At 64.1% G+C, this 21,200-nt stretch carries 19 protein-coding genes and 1 pseudogene; 7 read left to right on the top strand and 13 right to left on the bottom strand.

Annotation, left to right across the window (positions count from 1 at the left end; translation table 11 throughout):
* Nucleotides 1-26: 26 nt before the first annotated feature.
* Nucleotides 27-1,622: an ABC transporter substrate-binding protein gene (locus AC1DIO_RS20580; protein ID WP_476854012.1), complete on the bottom strand. Its 1,596-nt coding sequence runs from the start codon at nucleotides 1,620-1,622 to the stop codon at nucleotides 27-29.
* Nucleotides 1,623-1,958: 336 nt separating this feature from the next.
* Between AC1DIO_RS20580 and gcvA the strand changes: the two genes are divergently transcribed.
* The gene (gene gcvA / locus AC1DIO_RS20575; RefSeq protein WP_476767972.1) at nucleotides 1,959-2,933 is read left to right on the top strand and encodes a transcriptional regulator GcvA; all 975 of its coding nucleotides are present in this window, start codon (nucleotides 1,959-1,961) and stop codon (nucleotides 2,931-2,933) included.
* Here the strand turns inward: gcvA and AC1DIO_RS20570 are convergent, their stop codons facing one another.
* From AC1DIO_RS20570 to AC1DIO_RS20545, 6 genes are all read right to left on the bottom strand, one after another.
* Entirely contained in the window at nucleotides 2,934-3,539 is a 606-nt protein-coding gene (locus AC1DIO_RS20570; RefSeq protein ID WP_476767971.1) for a helix-turn-helix domain-containing protein, read from the bottom strand.
* Between the two features lie 3 nt (nucleotides 3,540-3,542).
* Entirely contained in the window at nucleotides 3,543-5,207 is a 1,665-nt protein-coding gene (locus tag AC1DIO_RS20565; protein ID WP_476767970.1) for an ABC transporter ATP-binding protein, read from the bottom strand.
* Nucleotides 5,204-6,043, bottom strand: a complete 840-nt coding sequence (locus AC1DIO_RS20560; RefSeq protein WP_476767969.1) for an ABC transporter permease — start codon at nucleotides 6,041-6,043, stop codon at nucleotides 5,204-5,206. The genes AC1DIO_RS20565 and AC1DIO_RS20560 overlap by 4 nt, the downstream gene beginning before the upstream one ends.
* Nucleotides 6,040-7,017 carry an ABC transporter permease gene (locus tag AC1DIO_RS20555; protein ID WP_476834387.1) on the bottom strand — a complete coding sequence of 326 codons (978 nt, stop codon included), beginning with the start codon at nucleotides 7,015-7,017 and terminating at the stop codon, nucleotides 6,040-6,042. Before AC1DIO_RS20555 ends, AC1DIO_RS20560 begins: the two co-directional genes overlap by 4 nt.
* Nucleotides 7,018-7,086: 69 nt before the next feature.
* Complete coding sequence (locus AC1DIO_RS20550; protein ID WP_476854011.1) at nucleotides 7,087-8,691, bottom strand: ABC transporter substrate-binding protein; 1,605 nt, start codon at nucleotides 8,689-8,691, stop codon at nucleotides 7,087-7,089.
* Between the two features lie 69 nt (nucleotides 8,692-8,760).
* The gene (locus AC1DIO_RS20545) at nucleotides 8,761-10,083 is read right to left on the bottom strand and encodes an aspartate aminotransferase family protein (RefSeq protein ID WP_476767966.1); all 1,323 of its coding nucleotides are present in this window, start codon (nucleotides 10,081-10,083) and stop codon (nucleotides 8,761-8,763) included.
* A gap of 146 nt (nucleotides 10,084-10,229) precedes the next feature.
* Between AC1DIO_RS20545 and AC1DIO_RS20540 the strand changes: the two genes are divergently transcribed.
* Nucleotides 10,230-11,246: a histone deacetylase family protein gene (locus AC1DIO_RS20540; protein ID WP_476767965.1), complete on the top strand. Its 1,017-nt coding sequence runs from the start codon at nucleotides 10,230-10,232 to the stop codon at nucleotides 11,244-11,246.
* 2 nt (nucleotides 11,247-11,248) lie between these two features.
* Nucleotides 11,249-12,337, top strand: coding sequence for a hypothetical protein (locus tag AC1DIO_RS20535; protein WP_476767964.1), 1,089 nt, complete (start codon nucleotides 11,249-11,251; stop codon nucleotides 12,335-12,337).
* 83 nt (nucleotides 12,338-12,420) lie between these two features.
* Here AC1DIO_RS20535 and AC1DIO_RS20530 read toward each other — a convergent pair whose 3' ends face one another.
* From AC1DIO_RS20530 to AC1DIO_RS20520, 3 genes are all read right to left on the bottom strand, one after another.
* On the bottom strand, nucleotides 12,421-13,731 hold the full coding sequence (locus AC1DIO_RS20530) for an NAD(P)/FAD-dependent oxidoreductase (protein WP_476854010.1): 1,311 nt from the start codon (nucleotides 13,729-13,731) through the stop codon (nucleotides 12,421-12,423).
* 226 nt (nucleotides 13,732-13,957) lie between these two features.
* Complete coding sequence (locus AC1DIO_RS20525; RefSeq protein ID WP_476768013.1) at nucleotides 13,958-14,308, bottom strand: cupin domain-containing protein; 351 nt, start codon at nucleotides 14,306-14,308, stop codon at nucleotides 13,958-13,960.
* Between the two features lie 78 nt (nucleotides 14,309-14,386).
* Complete coding sequence (locus tag AC1DIO_RS20520; RefSeq protein WP_476767962.1) at nucleotides 14,387-15,613, bottom strand: pyridoxal-phosphate-dependent aminotransferase family protein; 1,227 nt, start codon at nucleotides 15,611-15,613, stop codon at nucleotides 14,387-14,389.
* Between the two features lie 914 nt (nucleotides 15,614-16,527).
* Between AC1DIO_RS20520 and AC1DIO_RS20515 the strand changes: the two are divergent.
* The 3 genes and pseudogenes from AC1DIO_RS20515 to AC1DIO_RS20505 form a co-directional block, all read left to right on the top strand.
* Nucleotides 16,528-16,775: pseudogene (locus AC1DIO_RS20515) on the top strand (IS66 family transposase); the annotation flags it as partial.
* Nucleotides 16,776-17,184: 409 nt separating this feature from the next.
* Entirely contained in the window at nucleotides 17,185-17,274 is a 90-nt protein-coding gene (locus tag AC1DIO_RS20510; protein WP_476767961.1) for a DUF4113 domain-containing protein, read from the top strand.
* On the top strand, nucleotides 17,274-17,567 hold the full coding sequence (locus AC1DIO_RS20505) for a hypothetical protein (protein ID WP_476767960.1): 294 nt from the start codon (nucleotides 17,274-17,276) through the stop codon (nucleotides 17,565-17,567). The genes AC1DIO_RS20510 and AC1DIO_RS20505 overlap by 1 nt, the downstream gene beginning before the upstream one ends.
* A 186-nt stretch (nucleotides 17,568-17,753) precedes the next feature.
* Here AC1DIO_RS20505 and AC1DIO_RS20500 read toward each other — a convergent pair whose 3' ends face one another.
* Genes AC1DIO_RS20500 through AC1DIO_RS20490 form a run of 3 tightly spaced genes read right to left on the bottom strand, consistent with a single transcriptional unit; the run spans nucleotide 17,754 to nucleotide 19,603 of the window.
* Nucleotides 17,754-18,560: a metallophosphoesterase gene (locus AC1DIO_RS20500; protein ID WP_476854009.1), complete on the bottom strand. Its 807-nt coding sequence runs from the start codon at nucleotides 18,558-18,560 to the stop codon at nucleotides 17,754-17,756.
* Entirely contained in the window at nucleotides 18,545-19,192 is a 648-nt protein-coding gene (locus tag AC1DIO_RS20495) for an HAD family hydrolase (RefSeq protein WP_476854008.1), read from the bottom strand. Before AC1DIO_RS20495 ends, AC1DIO_RS20500 begins: the two co-directional genes overlap by 16 nt.
* A 9-nt stretch (nucleotides 19,193-19,201) precedes the next feature.
* Nucleotides 19,202-19,603, bottom strand: a complete 402-nt coding sequence (locus AC1DIO_RS20490) for a hypothetical protein (protein ID WP_476835476.1) — start codon at nucleotides 19,601-19,603, stop codon at nucleotides 19,202-19,204.
* Between the two features lie 748 nt (nucleotides 19,604-20,351).
* Between AC1DIO_RS20490 and AC1DIO_RS20485 the strand changes: the two genes are divergently transcribed.
* A complete protein-coding gene (locus tag AC1DIO_RS20485) occupies nucleotides 20,352-20,594 on the top strand; it encodes a helix-turn-helix domain-containing protein (RefSeq protein ID WP_441493771.1) in 243 nt (80 codons plus the stop codon).
* Nucleotides 20,595-21,200: the final 606 nt, after the last annotated feature.

Here is a 21,200-nt window from a genome sequence, read left to right as displayed (position 1 = left end):
CGCTTCCGCCGCGGCGATGGCGGCTCTTACTCGTCGATGTCGACGCCCTCGAAGATCGGCGTGCCCAGCGGGTGAATCTTGTAGTTCTTCACCTTCTTGCTGGCGACGTGATAGACGATGCCGTGCGCGATAGGCAGCCACGGCGCCTCGGCGTGGAAGACCTMCTGCGCCTTCCGGTAAAGCGCCGTCCGCTTCGGCATGTCGGTGATGAACTTGGCCTGTTCGACCAGGTCCGAATACTCCTTGCTGCACCAGCGGGCGATGTTCTGGCCGCCCTGGCGAGCTGTCGAGCAGGACAGCAGCACGTTCATGAAATTGTCGGGGTCACCGTTGTCGCCGATCCAGCCATATTGCCCGAGCGTGTGCTCGCCGGCCTGCAGGCGCTTGCGATACTCGCCCCACTCGTAGCTCTTGATCTCGGCCTTGATGCCGACCTTGGCGAGGTCGGCCTGCATCATCTCGGCCATCTTCCGGGCGTCCGGATTGTAGGGCCGCTGCACCGGCATGGCCCAGAGATCGATCGAGAGCTCGCCGACCCCAGCCTCCTTCAAGAGCGCCTTGGCCTTCTCGACATCGTAGGGATAGGGCTTCAGCGTCTCGTTATAGGCCCAGATCGTCGGCGGGATCGGGTTGGCCGCGACGATGCCGGTGCCGCGGAAGACCGCCTTGACGATAGCGTCCCGGTCGATCGCCATGCTGACGGCGTGGCGGACACGCTTGTCGTCGAACGGCTTCTTGCTAGTGTTGAAGGCGAGATAGCCGACATTGAGCCCCTCCCGCTCCATGACGTTCAGCTTGGCGTCGCCCTTCAGGCGCGGCAGGTCGGCCGGGCTCGGATAGGGCGCCAGCAGGCATTCGCCCGCCTGGACGCGGGCCATGCGCACGGCGGCGTCCGGCGTGATCGCGTAGACGAGGCGGTCTATCGGCTGCTTGCCGTTGAAATAGTCGGGATTGACCGTGTAGCGGATCGTCGCGTCCTTCTTGTATTCGACGAACATGAAGGGGCCGGTGCCGACCGGAACCTGATCGACCTTCTCGGGCGTCTTCGCCTTCAGCATCGCATCCATGTATTCCTTCGAATGGATGGACGCGAAGGTCATCGCCAGGCTGGCGAGGAAGGTCGCATCGGGCTTGGTCAGTTCGACGCGCAGCGTGTGATCGTCGACCTTGGCGATAGCTTTCAGCAGCGTCTGAAAGCCCATGTCGTTGAAGTAGTCGTAAGCGCCGCCCGAGACCTGATGATAGGGGTGGTCCTTGCGCCACATCCGGTCGAAGGTCGCGATCACGTCGTCGGCGGTGAAGCCGCGCGTCGGCTTGAAGTGGTTGCGCGCATGGAACTTCGCGTTCTTGCGCAGGCGGAAGGTGTAGATCAGGCCGTCGGGAGAGATCTCCCAGGATTCCGCCAGGCCGGGCTTGAGCTTGGTCGAGTCGCGCTCGAATTCGACGAGCCGGTTGAAGACCGGATGGGCGGCGCTGAGGCTCGGGCCCGTCGTGTTGATCTGCGGGTTGAAGTTCTCCGGGCTGCCCTCGGAGCAATAGGTCATCGTCTTTGCCAATGCACCGGACGTCATCGCAGCCGCCAGCGCGACAGCCGCGGCTGTCCTGAAGAATATCGCCTTCATGTATTCCTCCCGAGATCGTTGTCCTGCGCAGCCTGCGGCTTGTGCCGACTTGTGCTGCTGCTTCGCTGTTGTCGGCTCATGTCGTCGCGCTCGCAGGCGACCGGCCATTGCCCGGTGTCCATCGCAATTTGGCCGGCAAATAGCGCCGGCAACGCAGCCCTCCGTCCGCATTCTTCTGCTGCGAGGCGGAAGATCGGTCGAAGGTTAGGAAAGCCGGCGGGAGGCTGACAAATGATATGACTTCATCTCATGCATTAAAAAAAATAACTCGTGCGCATCGAGATTATCCGCTCTGATCATGCGATCCCGCGCCCCTCCGGCGCTCACGGCAGACCGATGCACGTCTCTCTCAGTCATCTGAAAGCGCTCAAGGTCTTCGAGGCTGCGGCGCGCCTGGCGAGCTTCACCCGCGCCGCCGACGAACTCTGCGTGACGCAGGCCGCCGTCAGTCACCAGATCAAGGGGCTGGAGCAGAAGCTGGGCTTCTCCCTGTTCCACCGGCAGATCCGCAAGGTCGCGCTGACCACGGCGGGCGAGAACCTGTTCCGCATCCTCACCAGCGCGTTTCAGGATATCGAGGCGACGATCCGCAACCTGCGCGCCCATGCCGCCCAGAGCGCCAGCCTGAACATCTCGCTGACCCCGTCGCTCAGCTCGAAATGGCTCCTGCCGCGACTGGCCTCGTTCACGGCGGAATTCCCGAATATCGAGCTGCACCTCTATCACTCGATCTCGAGCCGCGACCTGATCAAGACCGAGATCGACCTCGTGATCCGCTGGGGCGACGGGAAATGGTCGGGCTTCCATGCGGAACAGCTCTGCCGCAGCCATCTGATCCCGGTCTGCGCGCCCGACTATCTGCGCGACGAGCAGCCTCTGAACAAGCCGGACGATCTGCGGCACTACACGCTGCTGCACGAGGACAACCATGCCGAGTGGGGGCAGTGGCTGCGCGCCGCCGGTGCGCGCCGGGTCAATTCTAATCGCGGCCTGATCATCGACGACAGCAACACCCTGCTGCTCGCCGCGATGAACGGCCAGGGGATCGCGCTCGGCCGCACGCCGCTGATCTTCGAGGATATCAAGGCCGGCCGGCTGGTCTGCCCGTTCGATTTCTCGATCGCTTGCGAGCAATCCTATTACGTTCTCTATGCGCCGGCGAAGGAAGGCCACCCGGCCATCCGCTCGTTCCGGGCCTTTCTCGCCAAACAAGTGATGGATGAGGCCTCGATGATGCCTGCCTCCCGGCCATCGGCCTCACGCACGGCCAAGGGGCGAGCAGCTCCGGCCGCAGCCACTGCGGACGGGTGATCAACCGGTCTCGCACCAGACCCAGAGCAGGGTCGCATCGACATCGCCCGTCGTATAGCAGAGATGGGTCAGCCGGCTGTCGAAATAGAGGCTGTCTCCGGGTTTAAGCCTGATCTCGTCATAGGTGCCGCTGACGAAGGCGACCTCGCCGGCCAGCACGTAGAGGAATTCCTCGCCCTTGTGCGAGGCCGGCTTCTCGAATTGATGTGCAGCCCGCGCCTTGACCGTGGTCACGAACGGCACCATCCGCCGGTCCTTCAGCCCGGTGCAGAGATACTCGTGGATGTAGTTCGCCTCCTCGCTGCGCCGGCCCTGCCCGGCCGGCGTCGTCGTCAGGCGGCCGGGCTGGCCGGCGCCCTGTTCCGAGAGCAGGCTGACCAGCGTGACGCCGAGGCCGGCGGCGGCCTGCTCCAGCACCTCGAAAGTCGGCGAGGCCCGGCCGTTCTCGATCTTCGACAGCGCCGATTTCGAGACGCCGCCCCGCCGGCTGACCTCGTCGAGCGTCAATCCCTGTTCGGTGCGCGACGCTCGAATTCGCTCTCCGATCCTCATCTGGGGGCGCGCCGATCCGGTATCCGGCACGAGAGGCGTGGCGATATCCGGCATGCGTCAACGACCTTTCGCTTCATCGGCGCCGATGGCGCCTTCCCGCTGCGACGCCCCGCGAGGCGCGCCCGGCACGGCTGCGAGCAGCTCCCGTGTGTAGGCATGTTCAGGACTAGCAAATATCGCGCCCGTCGCGCCGATTTCAACGATCCTGCCGCGCTGCATGATCGCGACCCGGTCGCAGATCTGGGCAGCAACCCGCAGATCATGGGTGATGAAGACGAGCGACAGCGCCATTTTCCGCTTCAGTTCGGCAAGGAGCGCGAGCACCTGCGCCTGCACGGAGACGTCAAGCGCAGACACCGCTTCGTCGGCGACGATGACCTCGGGTTCGAGCGCGAGCGCACGGGCGATGCCGATGCGCTGGCGCTGACCGCCCGAGAATTCATGCGGATAGCGCTTCAGGCTGTCGGCATTGAGACCGACGAGTTCCATCAATTCGCCGGCCCGGCGCTCGGCCTGCTCCCGCGCGACGCCATGCGCGATCGGCCCGTCGGTGATGATCCGGCCGACGGTCTTGCGCGGATTGAGCGAGGCATAGGGGTCCTGGAAGATCATCTGCACCTTGCGGCGCGCAGCGCGCAGCGGCTCGCCGCGCAAGGCAAGGAAATCGGCATCGCCCAGCCGGATCGCACCGCCATCCGGCGCCAACAAGCGTACCAGGCATTTGCCGACCGTCGACTTGCCGGAACCCGATTCACCGATCAGGCCGAGCGTCTCGCCACGGCGCAGGGTGAAACTGACATCGTCGGCGGCAGCGACCTTCCGCGGCGCCCTGAACAGGCTCGCCCGGCTGACATAGGTCTTGCGCAGACGCTCGACGCTGAGTGCAATCGGCTGCCCACTGAGCGAGGTAGGAGGCGGTGGCGTCAGCGAGGGCACCGCGGCAAGCAGCGCCTGGGTATAGGCATGCTGCGGGCGCTGGAGGACCTCAACGGCCGCGCCGCTCTCGACGACGCGGCCCTGGTGCATGACCACGACCCGGTCGGCAATCTCGGCGACGACGCCGAAATCATGCGTGATCAGCAGCACGCTCATCCCGCGCTCGCGCTGGAGGCGGGCGATCAGCTTCAGGATCTGGCCCTGCGTGGTCACGTCGAGCGCCGTGGTCGGCTCGTCGGCAATCAGCAGATGGGGCTCCAGCGCCACCGCCATCGCGATCATCACGCGCTGGCGCTGGCCGCCGGAAAGCTGATGCGGAAAGGCGCGGAGCAATGTCTCGGGCTCGGGCAGGCCGACCTCGGTCAGCAGCGCCAGCGCCTTCGCCCGGCGCTCAGCCGGGGTCAGGGCACCATGGGCCTTGAAGACCTCGACGATCTGGTCGCCGATCCGCCGCACCGGGTTGAGCGAGGTCATCGGCTCCTGGAAGATCATGCCGATGGAGCGGCCGCGGATGGCGCGCCATTCGCGATCGGTGCAGGCGGTCAGCACCTGCCCGGCCAGTTTGATCTCGCCGGCCCCGACGGTGAGCCCCTGTGGCAGCAGCCCCATCACGGCATGGGCCGTCATCGACTTGCCGGAGCCGGATTCTCCGACGATGCAGAGCGTCTCGCCGCGCCGGACCTCGAAGCCGACATCGCGGATGGCATGGGCACGATCACCGCCGCCCGGCAGGGCGACCGCGAGATCGCGGATGGAGAGGACCGGCTCCGCCGCCCGCGCGTTCATGCCCGCCTCCCGCGCAAGGTCGGGTTGAAGGCGTCGTTGAGCCCCTCCCCGATCAGGTTGAGCGCCAGCACGGTAACGAAGATCGCCGAGCCCGGAATGAAGCTGATCCACCACTGGTCAAGCACGCGGCTGCGGCCCGAGCCGACCATGTAGCCCCAGCTCATCACATTCGGATCGCCGAGCCCGAGGAAGGACAGCGAGCTTTCCAGCAGGATCGCCGTCGCGGTCATCAGCGAGGCCAGCACGATCACCGGCGAGATCACGTTCGGCAGCACCTCGCCGAGGATGATCTTGCGGACCGGCAGGCCGGTAACCACGGCCGCCTGGACATAGTCGCGGGTGCGGATGCTCAGCACCTCGCCGCGTACCAGCCGCGCCACCGGCGGCCAGCTCACGATCGCGATGGCGAGCACGATCGAGGCGACCGAGGGCTGCAGGATCGAGACGATGACGATGGCGAGCGCGAAGGAGGGAATGGTCTGGAAGAACTCGGTCACCCGCATCAGCGCGGCATCGACCCAGCCGCCGAAATAGCCTGAGATCGCGCCGAGCGGCACGCCGACCAGCAAGGCGACCAGCGTCGAGACCAGACCGATCAGCAACGAGACGCGCGCGCCATGGACCAGCCCGGCCAGGATGTCGCGCCCGACCGTATCCGAGCCGAGCGGCGCCCGGTCCAGCACGAAGGGCGCGAGGAAGGGCCGGTGCACCATCCGCCAGGGCGAGCCGGGATACAGGAGCGGGGCGAGGAGCGCGACGATGACGACGATCGCGAGGATGCACAGCCCGATCACCGCGCCACGATTGCGCGCGAAGGTTCGCAGGAAGGAGTTCACGAGACCGCCTCGATGCGCGGATCGACGAACCGGTACATCAGGTCCGTCAGAATGTTGAACAGGATGACCATGGCCGAGCAGGTGAAGAACACCCCGAGCAGCACCTGATAGTCGCGCTGGAGCAGGGCATCGAAGAGCAGTCGCCCGATTCCCGGCCAGGCGAAGACGGTCTCGACCAGGAGCGAGCCGCCGACGAGCTGGCCGGCCTGCAAACCGGCCAGCGTCACCACCGGCAGGATCGCGTTCGGAACCATGTGGTGGCGGACGACCGCGCCGGGCGTCAGCCCCTTGGCATAGGCGGTCTTGACATAGTCGAAGCGCGAGACCTCCAGCATCGAGGAGCGCATCATCCGGGCATAGACGGCCGTGAAGAACAGACCCAGCGTCATCGCCGGCATGATCAGGTGCCGACCGATATCGAGCGCGCGCCGGGTGCCGGTGAAGCCCGAACCCATGCTCTCGTAGCCGACATTCGGCAGCCACCCCAGATACTTGGAGAAGACGATCTGGGCGATGATCGCCAGCCAGAACAGCGGCATGGCATAGAACACCAGCGAGCCCGTCATGATCGCGCTGTCGGAGGCCCTGCCGACCCGGCGCGCCGCGACAACGCCGAACAGCACGCCGGCGATCAGCGAGATCGCCAGCGCCGAGCCGGTCAGAAGCAGCGTCGCCGGCAGGCGCTCAGTGATCAGGTCTAGCACCGGGCGTTGCTGGCGATAGCTGAAGCCGAGATCGAGGCTGAGGATGCCCTTGAGATGGATCCAGAATTGCTCCGCCAGCGACCGGTCGAGACCGAAGCGCTCGCGCAATTGCTGGAGGAAGATGGCATCGCCCGCGCCGGCTTCCCCAGCCATGACCTGGGCCGGATCGCCCGGCGCGAGTCGCAGCAGGAAGAAGTTCAGCGTGGCGATGGCGACCAGGATCACGACCGCGCCCAGCGCCTTTCGAAGCAGAAACAATGCGAACGTCACACGCGCCCTCCACGCTCCCGAGGCAGCAGGAGAGAAAGCGCTCTCCCTTGCTGCCGTCGGCGGCCTGCCTCAGGCCTTCCAGGCGTCCTGGAAGGCGTCGTTCATGCCGGTCGCGGTCTTGATCAGGTTATTGAAATTGCTCCGGTAGATCGTCGGGAACTCGAGCTCGAGCATCCACGCGACCGGCAGGTCATCGACCAGGATCTGCTGCACCTTGGTGTAGAGTTCCTGCCGGGCGGCATCGCCATTGGCGGTCGCGGCCTCCGCAAAGAGCCGGTCGACCTCCGGGTTGGAATAGCCGGCGACATTGTTCCAGGGCGAACCCTTGGCGATGTTGCTGGAGACATAGGTGCGGGCCACGCCGAGCGCCGGATCGCCGAATTGCGAGAGCCAGGTGAAGGCGAGATCGAAATCCCAGTCGGCGAGACGCTGGCCGTAGCCGGCGACGTCGGTGGTCACGAGCTGGATGTTCATGCCGATATCAGTGAGGTTCTGCTTCACGGCTTCGGCCCAGCGTGTCCACGCCTCGCCATAGGGCAGTGCCAGCAAGCGGATCGGCTCGCCCTTGTAGCCGGTTTCCTTGAGCAGCGCCTTGGCCTTGGCCGGATCGAAGCCATAGCGCGTGACCTTGTCGCTGTAGAAGCGGGTCTTCGAGTTGACCGGGCCGGTGGCCAGCCGCGCCAGCCCGTTCCAGATCACGTCCTTGGCGAATTCCCGATCCATCCCGTACATCACCGCCTGGCGGAAGGACTTCTTCGCCATCAGCCCCTGGCGGTGGTTGAACCAGAGCCAGGACTGCGGCGCGATCATCTCCCAGCCCTTGCCGGTGACGGCGGTGTTCGGCAGCTTCGAGAGCTTGGCGACGTCGAAATTCTCAACCGTGCCGCCGGTCAGGATATCGACCGCGCCGGTCTCGTAGGCGACGACGCGCGCCGCCGAGTCCGGGATGATCTGCCAGTAGATCTCGTCGAGATAGGGCAGGCCCTGGACATGATAGTCGGGGTTGCGGACGAGCTTGATATGCGAGCCGCGCGTCCATTCCGCCAGCTTGAACGGGCCGGTGCCGATCGGCGTGTTGTTGTTGGGGTTGGTCTTGTAGTCGGTGCCGGCATAGAGGTGCTTCGGCACGATCGGCGTGGTGCTCAATTCAAACATCAGGATGAACGGCCCGAAGGGGTTCTTCAGCTGATAGCGCACCGTGAAATCATCGAGCTTCTCGATGCGCTCGACATGGGTGGTCGCGACCGGCCGCCAGCGCGGGTGCAGTTCGCGTAGGAAGACGTCGGTGGAGAAGACGACATCGTCGGCGGTGAAGGGCTTGCCGTCATGCCATTTGACATTGCGCTTGAGATGGAAGGTGTAGGCCTTGCCGTCTTCCGAGACCTCCCAGCGCTCGGCGAGCGAGGGGATCGGCTTCAGGTCGGAGCCGTATTTCAGCAGGCTCTCATAGATGCTGCCAGCGACCATCTGCGTCGGCGTGTTCTGGACGAGGCCGAGCATCAGGCTCGACGGCTCGGGATGAACCACCGCCCGCACCACGCCGCCGCGCTTGGCAGTTTGCGCCAGCGCCGTGATCGAGCCGCTCGCCAGCGGGCTCAGCCCGAAGAACAGCTCGCCCGCCGCAAGGCCGGCAGCGCCGGCCTTGAGCAGTTCCCGCTTGTTGAAGCCCGTCATGATCGTTTCCCCTTGTTTTGATCTTGATTGTTGTTGCGAGGTCGGGCGGTCTTGGCGCCGCCCGTTCCCTCACAGCGTGGCGAGCGTGCGCGCCACCGCTTCCGCCGTCGCCTTGATCTCGGCCTCGCCATGGGCGAGCGAGCTCAGGCTGTGCAGCGTGTTGGCCGGCGACATGTAGACGCCCTCCTGCATCAGGGCGTTGGCGAAGGTCTTGAACTTGGCGCGGTCCACATGGGTGCAGAAGTCGCGGTAGTCGGTGATCGCGTCGCGGTCGGTGAAGTAGATCTGGAAGACCGAGCCGACATTCTGGACGATCGCCCGGTGGCGCTTCTGGGCGCCGATGACCTCGCGCAGCGCGCTGGCCATCGCCGTGCCGCAGGCCTGCAATTGGGCGAAGCCGGCCGACTTGTCGGCCGTCAGCACCTCTAGCATGGTCTTGGTGGCGTAGAGCCCGAGCCGAGGCGCGTTATGGCTGCCGTAATGCAGGATCTTGCCCCATTCGAGCCCTTCCATGATGTGATCGGGACCGCAGATCGCCGCGATCGGGAAGCCCTGGCCGAGCGCCTTGCCGTAGGTGACTATGTCCGGCGAGAGCCCGTAGCGCTCGGCGCAGCCGCCGGCGCCCAGGCGGAAGCCGGTCACGGTCTCGTCGAGATAGAACAGCGCGCCATGCGCCTTGCAGATCGACTGGATGAACTGGAGATAGCCGTCCTTCGGCGGAATCACGCCCATATTGGTCATGACGCCTTCGGTCACGACGCAAGCGATGTCCCGGCCATGCGCTTCCATGACCCGCGTCAGCGCCGCCTCGTCGTTCCACGGCACGACGAGCGTGTCGGCCCAGGAGCCGGCCGTCAGGCCCGACGAGTCGGGGATGCGGATCGGATCGTTGGGGTGGCCCAGAGAGGTCGGCAATTGCGGATTGCTGTTCAGCAGCACCGCATCGTACCAGCCATGGTAATGGCCCTCGAACTTGAGGATTTTCGAGCGCCCGGTCAGGCCGCGCGCCAGGCGGAAGGCCGCCATGCAGGCCTCGGTGCCGGTATTGGCGAAGCGGATCTTTTGGGCATGCGGCAGCAGGTCGACCAGCATCTCGGCGACCTCGACCTCGACCTCCAGCGCGGTCGCGAAATGGGTGCCGTGCACGACCTCGCGCTGCACCGCCTCGACGATGGCCGGATGGGCATGGCCGAGCGGCAAGGCGCCGAAAGACATCATCCAGTCGATATACTCGTTGCCGTCGACGTCGCGGAGGCGGGCGCCCGAGCCGCTGCGCATATAGGGCGGGTAAGGGGCATAATTGGTCGGCCCGCGCGAGGCCGAGCTCACCCCCTCCACCAGTACCTTCAGCCCCCGTTCGAAGAGCTGACCCGAAGCCGTGTTCCGCAGCATGTTTCGTCTTCCTCGCCTTGCAGCCGGCGTGCCGTTGTCGTGCGGTCCGCCTTGACCCGTGTTTTCTATTATGCTCACTTGTTGACTATTGGAAACAAGCTGATTTGCATTGTCAAGGCGTCGACCGGCCGAAAGAGAGAAACGGAATGCAGGTTGTTTGGTCGGCTCAGCAGTTGGCGCATAACGGCACGCGCTTCATTCGTTCAGGCCAGGTCGTGCCCAGCCCGGAGACCGCGGAGCGGGCAATCTTCATCCACGACGCGCTGGTCCGGCGCGGCCATGCCTTGATCGAACCACGCGATCTCGGGCTCGCCCCGATCCTGGCCGTGCATGACGCGGATTTCGTCTCGTTCCTTCAGATGGCGCGGGCCGACTGGACCGCATTCGCGGGGGCGGAGGCTGCGGCCATGCCGAACGTGCACCCGCGCGGTACCACGGCGCGCTGCCCGGCCGGCCCTGTCGGCCGGCTCGGCTGGTATACCGGTGACATGGCCTGCGAGATCACGGACGGCACCTGGCAGGCCGCCTATGCCGCCGCACGGGGCGCGGCGACGGCGGCACAGCTCGTTGCCGAGGGCAGCGCCTGCAGCTACGCGCTGTGCCGGCCACCCGGCCACCACGCCGGCAGCGATCGCGCCATGGGTTTCTGCTACCTCAACAATGCGGCGGTTGCCGCCGAGGAACTGCGCAAGCGCTTCGACCGCGTCGCCATCCTCGATGTCGACGTCCATCACGGCAACGGCACGCAGGAGATCTTCTACGAACGCGGCGACGTCTATTTCGCCTCGATCCATGGCGATCCCGACCAGTATTACCCGTTTTACTGGGGCTATGCCGATCAGCGCGGCGAAGGCGCGGGTGAAGGCGCGACCCTCAACGTCCCCTTCCCGGTCGGCTCGGGCGATGGCCCCTTCCTCGACGCGCTCGCGGCGGCGCTGGATGGCATCCGAGGCTTTGCTCCGCAGGCGCTCGTGCTGTCGCTCGGCGTCGACGCCTCGGTCCATGATCCGCATGGGCGACACACGGTCAGCGATGCCGGCTTCCGGCGCATGGCCGAACGGATCGCGCAGTTGAACCTGCCCATGGTGATCGTGCAGGAAGGCGGTTACGCCTCGGCTGCGCTCGGCGAGACGGTCGCTGATATTCTCGACATCCTGGGGTGACCATGTCTGCCACGCTTCTCATCGTCTCGCTCGGCGAGCTTGGCACCAACGTGCTCGAAGCGGCGGGGCGCAGCGGCCTGTTCGAACGGATCGTGGTGGCGAGCCGCTCGATCGACAAGGCACGCGCCCGCATCAATAACGCCCTGCTCGGCTGCGGCATCGACGGCTTTTTCCCCAGATTCGAAGCGGTGGGCTTCGATTTCAACGAGCCGGCCAGTGTCGCCGCCCTGCGCCGCATCGCGCCGGACATCGTGTTCTGCGCGCCGACGCTCTTACCCTGGTGGAAGGTAGGAGGGCTCGACGGCGCAGCGGAAACCCCGGCCGAGAAGGTGCCGTTCGGCGGCTATGTCAGCCTCCAGCTCGCGCCGATGGCGATGTTCCGCGACCGCCTGGCGGAGGCCGCCATCGACACGCACTGGATCGCCGCGTCCTTCCCGGACGTCGTCAATCCGAGCCTGGCGCGCAGCGGCCTCAGGCCGAGTTGCGGCATCGGCAATGTCCGCGAGCCCGTCGCCAAGATCCAGGCACTGCTGGGCGAGAGGCTCGGCGTCCCACCGGCGCGGGTCGAGGTCAGGCTGGTGGCTCAGCACGCCTTCGAATACGCGGTGTTCCAGGCTGAGCCCGCGGCCGAGCTGCCGCCCTATCTCCTGCAGGTGACCGTCGACGGCAAGGACTACAGCGAGCTCGGCCACGAAGCTCTGAGCGCTCCGTTCCCCTTCCCGTTCGATCTGCATTTCAACCGGATCACGGCCTCTGCTGCCATCGATGCCATGCGCGCATTGCTGCACCCGTCGCCGGTGCGCACGCATCTGCCCGGCGTGCTCGGGTTGGTCGGCGGCTATCCCGTGCGTGTCGAGAACGGAGAGATCAGCCTCGATCTCGCCGAGCACTGGAGCGAGGCGCAAGCCGTCGCCATCAACGAGCGCTCGCTCCGCTGGGACGGCGTCGAGCGCATCGAATCCGACGGAACGATCGTCTTCACCGCCGAGGCGACACGGGCGCTGCATGTCCTGACCGGCTCGACCATCGAGCAGATCCATCCCCGCAACGCAGCGGATCAGGCGCGGCTCATCATGCCATTTCTCGGCTGAGCCTCGCCCGGAGCGACAAAAACGAAGAAGCGGCCCCTCGGGGCCGCTTCGCCATTTCCGCAAAGACGATCCGAAAAGCGGGCCTATGCCGCCCGGTCGGTCATCCGGTTCCAGCCGTCGCGGAGCTTGTAGGCATTGCCGACCACCGGCAGGAACCAGGGGCGGCCGTCATAGGTCGGCAGGGTCCGGAACGGCACGCGGTCGAGGCCCTTGATCACGCCGGGGTGGCCCATCGCCCTGAGCGCCGCCGCATGGCCGAGATAGCTCAGCATCATCACGCCACTGCCATTGCAGCCGCAGGCATAGTGCACGCCCTCGTGCACGCCGATATGCGGCAGCCAATCGAATGCCAGCGCGAAATTGCCGTACCAGGCATGGGTCAGCTTCGTCTGGGCGAGTTCGGGGAAGACATTCGTCATGAAGCCGTGCAGCCGCGTCGCGGCCGTGCGGGCTCCGTCATCGCTAAAGCTGGCGCGGCCGCCGAACAGGATCCGCCGTCGATCCGGCGAGGTGCGAAAATAGTAGAGGATGCGCTTAGTGTCGGCGACCGGCCTTCCGCCGGGAATCAGCGCTTCAGCAAGGCCCGGCGCCAGCGGCTCGGTGGCGATCATGTAGCTGCGGGCCGGGATCAGGCGACGCCGGACCCAGGTCGCGGCCTGATCGGTATAGCCGTTGGTGGCGAGGATCACCTGCCGGGCGCGGATTTCCTTGCCCGGAAAGCGGACCAGGAAGCCGGCGCCGTCCCGGACGATCTCCTGCACGGGCAGGCGCGAGAACAGCGACGCGCCAGCAGCGACAGCCGCCCGGCGCAGGCCAGCGTGATAGCGCGCCGGATGCAATTGCCCGCCGTCGAAATAGAGATATCCGCCATGGTACAGCGAGGTCTTCACTTCGCTCTTGAGTTTGGATGGCTGAACCACCGCCCCGATCACCCGGCCGGCGGCCTTCGCCTTCTCGTGCCGGAGCTGTTGGGCGAGATGGTCGCGCCGGGTATGGGCACCGAAGAAGAAGCCGGTCCATTGATAGTCGCAGTCGATCCCCAGCGCAGCGATGCGCTCGCCGAGGAAGGCCCGGCCCGCGGTGAAATCGGCAAGGACCCCGCGCGCCACGTCTTCGCCGAAGCGCCTGCTGAGTTCACCGGTTGCGACCTTGCTCTCCGCCCGGATCTGCCCGCCATTGCGCGTGCTCGCGGCCTCGCCGATCAATTGCGCATCGACGACGGCGACGTCGCAACCGGCGCTGGCCAGAGTGATCGCGGCATTCAGGCCCGTCAGCCCGGCGCCGATGACCAGGAAGTCGACATCCCGCAGCTCGGATTGCGGCCGACCTTCCTCTGGCGGCGCCGCTTCCCACCAATAGGGCGTCTCGACAAATCCGTCGCTGAAGAGCGTCATCTTTCGCCAGCCTCTCGCGAGGCCCTCCTGAAAACGGTGCGCCTTCGCGACGCCGACGAAAGCGGCATCCGGCCGAAGCACGAGCCGGTGGGACATGGGGAAAGCCGGGCGCTGCATCGTGACGCCGGCATGAGAGAAGCTATCGAGCGCCCACGATCAGCGGCAAATGATTTAGTCTCATTCGATGGATGAGCGGCGGCGACGGCATGTTGTGCTCACCCAAGCATCAGGCCCGGTGGATCACGAAGGTCTTGCGGGTCGTCTCGACCACCTGCCAGAGTCCGGTGAAGCCGGGACGGATGACGAAAGTGTCGCCCGCCTTTACGGTGCGCGGCACGCCGCCATCCTCGGTGAGGATCGACACCCCCGAGAGGATGGAGCAGAACTCCCACTTGTCATAGGCGACGCGCCAGGTGCCCGGCGTCGCCTCCCAGATGCCGGAGGTGACGCTGCCACCGGCATGTCGCTCCATCATCCAGGCCCTCGCCTCGGGCGCGCCCTCGACGACGCGTTCCCTGGCGATCGCGATGGCGACCGGCTCCACGCCAGCAACGTCGATCGGCAAAAACAAGGGCATCATATCGGTCATCTCCCGGTGTCGGCGCCGGTGAACCGGCGGCGCCTCGTGTGGTGATCTGTCGAGCCCGATGCAGGATCAGGCCGGCACGGCCGCAGACCTCGGAAACTCCGGCGCCTCCGCGGCGCGCCCCGAAGAAGCCAGGCTTTCGATCGCGGCAGGCAGGCCATCCCGGCCGCAACGCAGGCCGAGATCGCGCAGGGTCAATTCGACGGCTGCGAGGCAGCCCAGGATCATCGGCTCGTTGAGATCGCCGAGATGGCCGATCCGGAACGCACGGCCGGCGAGCGCACCGAGCCCGCCACCGAGCGCGACGCCGCGATATGCCCGGGCGTGCTCTCGGACCCGCCCGCTGTCGAAACCCGCCGGCGTCAGGATCGTGGTGACGGAGGTCGAGCGCTCGTCCGGCCGGAGGGCATTCAGGCAGAGGTCGCCGGCCACCCCCCAGGCCTCGACCGCATGCCAGACGGCTCGCGCGAGCCTGGCATGGCGGAGCTGCGCCCCGGCGAGCCCCTCTTCGCGCAGTATCTGGAGGGCGGCCTGGAGTGCGAACAGGCCATGCTCCGGCGCCGTGCCGCAAAAGCGGCGATATCCTTCCGCTCCGAGCCGATACGCCCAATCCCAATAATGACGCGGCCTGCGCGCATCTGCGGCGACGGCTCGCGCACGCGGATTGGCCGCGACGAAGGCCAGGCCGGGCGGCCCCATCAAGGCCTTCTGCGACGCGCCGATCGCGACGTCGACGCCCCATTCGTCCATGCGGAACGGCGCGGCGCCCAGCGAGGCCACGACATCGACCACGAGCAGAGCCGGGTGCCGGGCCGCATCGATCGCGGCGCGCAAGGCGGGAACATCGCTGGCGACCCCGGTCGCCGTGTCAGCATGAACCGCGAGAACGGCCTTGATCCTGCCGGCGCGATCATCCCGCAGCGTGGCTTCGAGCCGCTCCGGATCGATGGCGCGCCTGATGTCGCCGGGCATGATCTGCGCGTCGATGCCGAGCATGCGGGCGTGGGCTGCCCAGCTTTCGGAGAAATATCCCGTCTCCGGAATGAGTGCTGCCTCTCCGGGTGCGAAGAGGTTGCTGAGCACAGCTTCCCAGCCGCCATGTCCGTTGGCCGCATAGATGAACATGTCGCCGGCCGTAGCGAAGACCCCCTTGAGATCGACGAGGCAGGACTGCACGATCTCCGCCAGCTGCGGATCACTGAGATCCAGCGGTTGCCGGTGCATGGCATTCAGGACGCGGTCCGGAATCGCACTCGGCCCTGGTGTATGCAAGAACTGCCGGCCTGGCTGATACATGACGAACTCGCGGTCGAATGAATGCGGTTCGCGAGTTAGAAATCAGCTTGCACAGCGCAACAAATTATATTTTTTCAGGCCATGGATTAAATTAGAGAATTCGCCAAATCAATCTTATTGTTTCGAATATATATTATATGTATATACATTATCAACATCGATCTACTGAATCATTTATAGTATAATTATTATATTAATTTAGATTTTCGGGCGCTCTCATCGTTAGCTGGAAAGGCCGAGGGTCACCTCGGAGCTCGTCCCGAAAGGACCGGGCGGCTCGGGGCTCGTAATTCCATCCTGCACAACACGGTTGACGACAGCCCAACTCGCCCTCCCCTGCGGGCTGGCGAAGCGGCCGCTCACCAGAAGCTCGGCGGCTCGATTGGGACCGAGCTTGCGGGCGAGGCGTTGCGTGCCACCGCAGCCGCTTCGAGCCTTCCCGGCGCTCCTCCTCGCTCAACGAGACCTACAGGGATTGGCGCGTCGCCTGCATCCAGCAGGGGAGTACGAAGCGCTGTATGTTGAGTCGGGTCCAGTCGAGCAAACAATTTCGCTTAGGTGTTTGATCCCGGGCTTTGATGGTGCAATCTCAACGCATGAATCGAGGGATGCGCTAGGGGCCAGGTTCACCACGGGAGCGCCACGACGACAGCGGCGGTCCGTCAAGCGATACAGCATAGTCATCTTTGGACGGCCCCTGCTCTGCAAGGGTTCATTTGGGATGACCTGACGATCGGTCGGGTGCGGTCATCTTTCCGGCCTGTTGGCGCGGCGCTAATGGCCGCTGGCCCTGATGGGGTCCGCTGACCAGGTCCGTTCAAGCGAGCGAGCGCGAAGCTCGGACTGTGCTGCGGTGTGCCTGGTTCGCGGCCGCGTTCCGATCACCATCAACCCTCGTGCACCCTTCCAGTCCTGGCGAGGATGTCGCCGAGCGTCTGGACATAGTGCCGGCCCAGTTCCGCGTGCTAGTTAGTGCTGCGCCGACCGAAATACGCCTGCCGGTCCTGCGAGGACGTCGTGGTGCAGGCGCCTGCAGGGCGGCATCCCGACCGAGGCGACGGTCGCCCAAGTTCTGGTCTCGAAATATGCCGATCATCTGCCGCTGTATCGTCAGGCCCAGATCTATGCGCGCCAGGGCGTCGCGCTCGATCGTGATGAACTCGACCGGCATACGCGCGGTCATGGCTGAAAAGGCCGCCGACGGCGGGTTTCGGAGCTGGTCTATGGGGACCTATCTGATGGATCGCTTCAGAGATGAGAACAGAGCTCTGCTGCCCCCATTCCCAGGCGGCTTCGCGGCAGCCTTCCCGGGCGCGGCCGGGTTTTAAGCCGCCCTACTCCGGTGGACGTTCTTCGGCCTCCCCGGCGATCTAGGTGCTCCTGTTACTTGATTCACATTGACTCGCGCCTTCTGATGTTCTTGTTATGTTCTGCAAATGGGAGCGCATCGCGATGCACATGTCCCCCGCCGTCCTCGGACCTCCAATCTTTCTCCCGGTCTACCTGAAGGCCGTGCGCGCGGGCTTTCCTTCGCCGGCCGATGACTACCTCGACACACCGATCGACCTGTCGTGGGCGCTGATCAAGAACGCCCCCGCGATATGCGTTCGCCGCGTTACACGACGCGGCTCGAAGAGGTGCCGGTCGTAGGGAGAGCGTGATGTCGGGATTCATCCATCAAGTCGAAATGATATTGGACCCCGTCGCCGCGCCGGAGCGCCTGCGCAGGATCGAGAGCTGGTGTGGGGACTGGCAAATCGGCTTCCGGGTTCTCGATCGCTTTCCAGGGTCCGATACGGTCCGAAGCGCATTCGAAGACCGAGGCTTGGCTCGCGCCTTCGTCGGCCATTTCGGCGGGGTGCTCGTCGACGAGAATGAAATCGAAAATGCCATGGTGGGCGACGCCGCAGCCGAGGACGCTTATGATCGGCTCGCCCGCGAGTATCCAGATTGAACGACCGGCGCGATCATCCGACAACACCGGACGGCAGATACTTCATGGCCGCCGGGAGGCTTTGGCGAGCAACAATCCCGCCCTTCTCCCCGAAGACGGCGATGAATGCTCGCGTGTGAAACATCGTGCCACACCCCGGATCGGTGGCAGGCAGCGTCCTCTCGCATTGTACTTCGTTGTAGCCACTCATTTCAGCGCTCCATCGACCTTAATGACGCAGCGCGGATCGAACCCGCTGTTCTCGCGATCCCGGTGGAGGTTTGGATAGCCGGCCTGATTTGCAAAAATGCGCGTCTTGCCTACCCGATAATCGTGCGATCCATGGTCGTGTCCATGGATCCAGAGCTCAGGCTGAAACTGTTCGATCATAGCGCTGAGATCTGACACGAATGCCGGCGACAGCGCGCTGCCCTGGTGCCTTGGCTGAACGGATTGCGGGTGTGGCGCGTGATGGGTCACCACGACGGTCGGCCCGTCATGCGAAGTTGCCAGTTCGCCGCGAATAAAAGCAAGATCGAGCCGATGCTCTGCCGCGGCGTGCCATGGCATGAAGCGACTGAAGTGTCCGCTCTCCTCGCGGTACCGGATCAGGCGATGGTCATTCAGTTCCTGGCCAGCCGTGATCATCGAGGGTTTGGGAGTTCCGAGCAGTCGATAGTCGGTCCAAAGCGTGCACCCAATGAAGCGGACGCCATTGATGCTGACCACCCGTCGATGCAAAAAGTGAATGTCGGCGTTGTCAGCGACCCTTCTGGCCTMGGCTAGATTCGACTTCATCTCGCTGCGGTAAAACTCGTGGTTTCCTGCGACATAGACGACGGGGCATCCCATTAGGGGACCGGACTCCCTTTGGCGGGCCATCCACTCGATCGCGCCGACAATAGGCTGACCAATGTCGCCAGCAAAAACGGCCACGTTGAATTCTGGCATGGGCGTCGGGAACTCAAATGGCCCGAACTCCAGATGAAGGTCCGAAATCACGAGCAGACGCATTCGCGCACCCGCTCGAGTAGCTGATGGATCTCAGGCGACTGCACTTCGTCAGCGGATATCCGGCGCTCTTCACGACCGTTCACAGCTGCTTCGAAGGCGTCGATAGTCATGGCGTGCATGCCGACGGCCCTCGGCCCCACGATATCTGCCTCTAGGGTGTCACCGATGAACAAGATCCGCTCGGCGCGAAGGCCGAGTTCCTCGCAAACGCAATGAAAGATTTCTGGCTGTGGCTTGATGAAGCCGACTTCAAACGAAAGGACGAGCGCGTCAGGAATACCTGGGAGGATAGCTAGCAGCGGTTCAGCATAAGGCTGGGCCAGATTCGAGCAGACTCCGATGCGCAAGTCAGCCCGTCGGAGCGCTGCCCAAAGCACCGCCATTCCGGGGCGCAGCTGGATAGAAGCCCGCTCGGCATCAAGATCGAGTTCCAGTTCCCGCAAACGCGCCTCGCCGATGACGATGGCAAGTTCTTTGGCAACCTCTCTAAGGCTCAACGGGCGGGTCAGAACGTCGACCGCACGGTGATCCGTCCCCTTTTCGTTCATCAGCCTTCGGAATGGACGGCGTTTATCTACCATTTTCACAAGCGTCCCGAACGCGTCGAAACAGATTGCCCGGATTTCCGACATCAGGACCCGTCACTCCCACTTCAAGTCATCGTCGGTGTAGGGAGTGAAATCGCGATCGACGTCATTTGGACCAGGGCCGCCCTGAGTGAGGCCCATGAGATACCGACGGACGTTCATGATGTCCTCGACGCTGCCCTCCTTCATGAGGCTCAAGGGCGTCTGGCCTTGATACGGTTGTCCCGTGATTGAACCACGGAGCCAGAGTGGTTCGTCCTCGGAGGTGTAAAGATATCCTGCAGCCTCGGCCGCTCCGACGACGGCAGCAATGCGTTCCCCTGTATCGCTGCTCGTGACCAACGCCTCATTGGTCTGATTGATCGCGATCCAGCGTCTCAACTGCTCAACGGAACCGCACCGCAGAATCCGAACCTGATCATCCTCCGACAGTCGCCAACGATCGGCGACCCGCAAAAACTCTCCGAGGCTCGGAGGGCGTATGCGTCGCCACTCCTCAAGGTTGCATGGCGCGCGCATTATCGGCATTCATCTTCAGGTGGCGACAGGTTGGTACCATGGGTCATCTGGCTCCATCTCCGGATCTCGCGAACGCGGTCAAACGAGTGCTGTAGGCTCGTCGAGGTCGTCGAAAACCAATCGTGGTGTCCTTCCACACCCTGCTGTCGACCTGTCGAATGCCCTTCTCAAGTTTGCTAATTTGTTGTCGGAGGGCTGTTATTTGCCATTCTTCGACCGCTGACGCTGCGTTTCCATCTTGGTGAGAATATCGAGCCCAGTCCTCTCCAATCAATCGGAAGAGAAATGCGGGTATCGACGGCCAGCATGCAACAAGCGTCCTGGTGGCAGTCCTATGGGTTCGTGAATTGCCATGAATAATTTCGGGACTTAGGTCATGGAAATCGCACCAACATTGGAACGCCCGAAGCCATCTCTCGCGATCATCGCGCGGTCCGGCCGCGCTTATGAGCAATTCGAAGTTTGTTTCGGTCCGCTGTACGCGCTCTATCAGGAACTTAAATTTCAGACCGGGAAAGCCTCTGAGCGTGTTTGGTTGACCGTTCACAGTTGGTGGCCCTAATTTCCTGCCGTCCACGGCGGCTCTAGCTGGTCCTCACCGCTCAGAATAACTCACAATGTGCGGTAAAGCGCAACGCATTAAACCGCGTCGCGCTAAACGGCACGTMCGCCGTAACAGCACTATATGGATATTCGCTTGATCATAGCGGCCAACGCCCGAGCATTGCGGCTGTCAAAGGGCTTGACGCAAGCACAGGTTGCCGAACGGCTCGGCGTAGATCGAGCGCACGTTAGCGCCCTCGAAAAGGGCTTGCGTAATCCCACTGCAGTGAGCCTTTGGCAAATTGCGCAGGCCCTAGACGCGTCCGTCAGCGAACTCGTGACCGAGCACGCCAAGCCGGCGGAGACGCCTGAGCCAAGAACCTGAGCGAATTCGGTGGCCAACGTGGGCGCGCATTTTTCTCGATAATTTAGGACTCACAAGAGCGACGAGACCGCAGCGACGATCCTCACGTCCGCCGAGAAAATTAGCTTCCCGCACTGACAACGGCCTACGATTACAAGCACAGCCTTCGGGAAGCGTGTAGCCCGGTTGGCCGGATTCGATTGTCTCCCGGGACCGCTGACCACATCAGTACAGGCACATCATCTTGAACGACGGTGCGCTCGCGCCAGCGGACTGAGCGATCCGTTCGCTCATAAGAGGCCAACTGCACATCCGATACCTTAAACCTTAGGGCCGCCCCCCACGGCCTCCTCTCCCCGCCGCAATTTCGAACAAGCAATTCACCGCGTGGAATGCCGGTAGGATTTCGGGGCATTTTCCAATCGCGTTTTCATTTTTTTGTCACATCGGCGATTTGTTCAGATCGATCGCAGCGGCGTAACCATGCGGCGTAGGCCGCAGTACGGCTATTTCGGGTCGTCCGATCTTGTGAGCAGGTGAGGATTGGCTTTGTAGATTTCGGCGAGGCCTTTGAGCGTCTCGATGCCGAAGTCTGTGAACGCCATGACGCTGTCATCGCCTGGCCCC

It is taken from the genome of Allobosea sp. 05T439, from assembly GCF_056396005.1.
Note: the sequence above shows the minus strand (reverse complement) of the source record. Positions and strands in the feature narration are given on the sequence as shown.

Bases quoted from the DNA above. Each gene is read 5' to 3' on its own strand.
- gcvA (WP_476767972.1), top strand. From the start codon at position 1,959: ATGCACGTCTCTCTCAGTCATCTGAAAGCGCTCAAGGTCTTCGAGGCT.
- AC1DIO_RS20570 (WP_476767971.1), bottom strand. From the start codon at position 3,539: ATGCCGGATATCGCCACGCCTCTCGTGCCGGATACCGGATCGGCGCGC.
- AC1DIO_RS20565 (WP_476767970.1), bottom strand. From the start codon at position 5,207: ATGAACGCGCGGGCGGCGGAGCCGGTCCTCTCCATCCGCGATCTCGCG.
- AC1DIO_RS20550 (WP_476854011.1), bottom strand. From the start codon at position 8,691: ATGACGGGCTTCAACAAGCGGGAACTGCTCAAGGCCGGCGCTGCCGGC.
- AC1DIO_RS20545 (WP_476767966.1), bottom strand. From the start codon at position 10,083: ATGCTGCGGAACACGGCTTCGGGTCAGCTCTTCGAACGGGGGCTGAAG.
- AC1DIO_RS20540 (WP_476767965.1), top strand. From the start codon at position 10,230: ATGCAGGTTGTTTGGTCGGCTCAGCAGTTGGCGCATAACGGCACGCGC.
- AC1DIO_RS20535 (WP_476767964.1), top strand. From the start codon at position 11,249: ATGTCTGCCACGCTTCTCATCGTCTCGCTCGGCGAGCTTGGCACCAAC.
- AC1DIO_RS20530 (WP_476854010.1), bottom strand. From the start codon at position 13,731: ATGACGCTCTTCAGCGACGGATTTGTCGAGACGCCCTATTGGTGGGAA.
- AC1DIO_RS20525 (WP_476768013.1), bottom strand. From the start codon at position 14,308: ATGCCCTTGTTTTTGCCGATCGACGTTGCTGGCGTGGAGCCGGTCGCC.
- AC1DIO_RS20520 (WP_476767962.1), bottom strand. From the start codon at position 15,613: ATGTATCAGCCAGGCCGGCAGTTCTTGCATACACCAGGGCCGAGTGCG.
- AC1DIO_RS20505 (WP_476767960.1), top strand. From the start codon at position 17,274: ATGTCGGGATTCATCCATCAAGTCGAAATGATATTGGACCCCGTCGCC.
- AC1DIO_RS20495 (WP_476854008.1), bottom strand. From the start codon at position 19,192: ATGTCGGAAATCCGGGCAATCTGTTTCGACGCGTTCGGGACGCTTGTG.
- AC1DIO_RS20485 (WP_441493771.1), top strand. From the start codon at position 20,352: ATGGATATTCGCTTGATCATAGCGGCCAACGCCCGAGCATTGCGGCTG.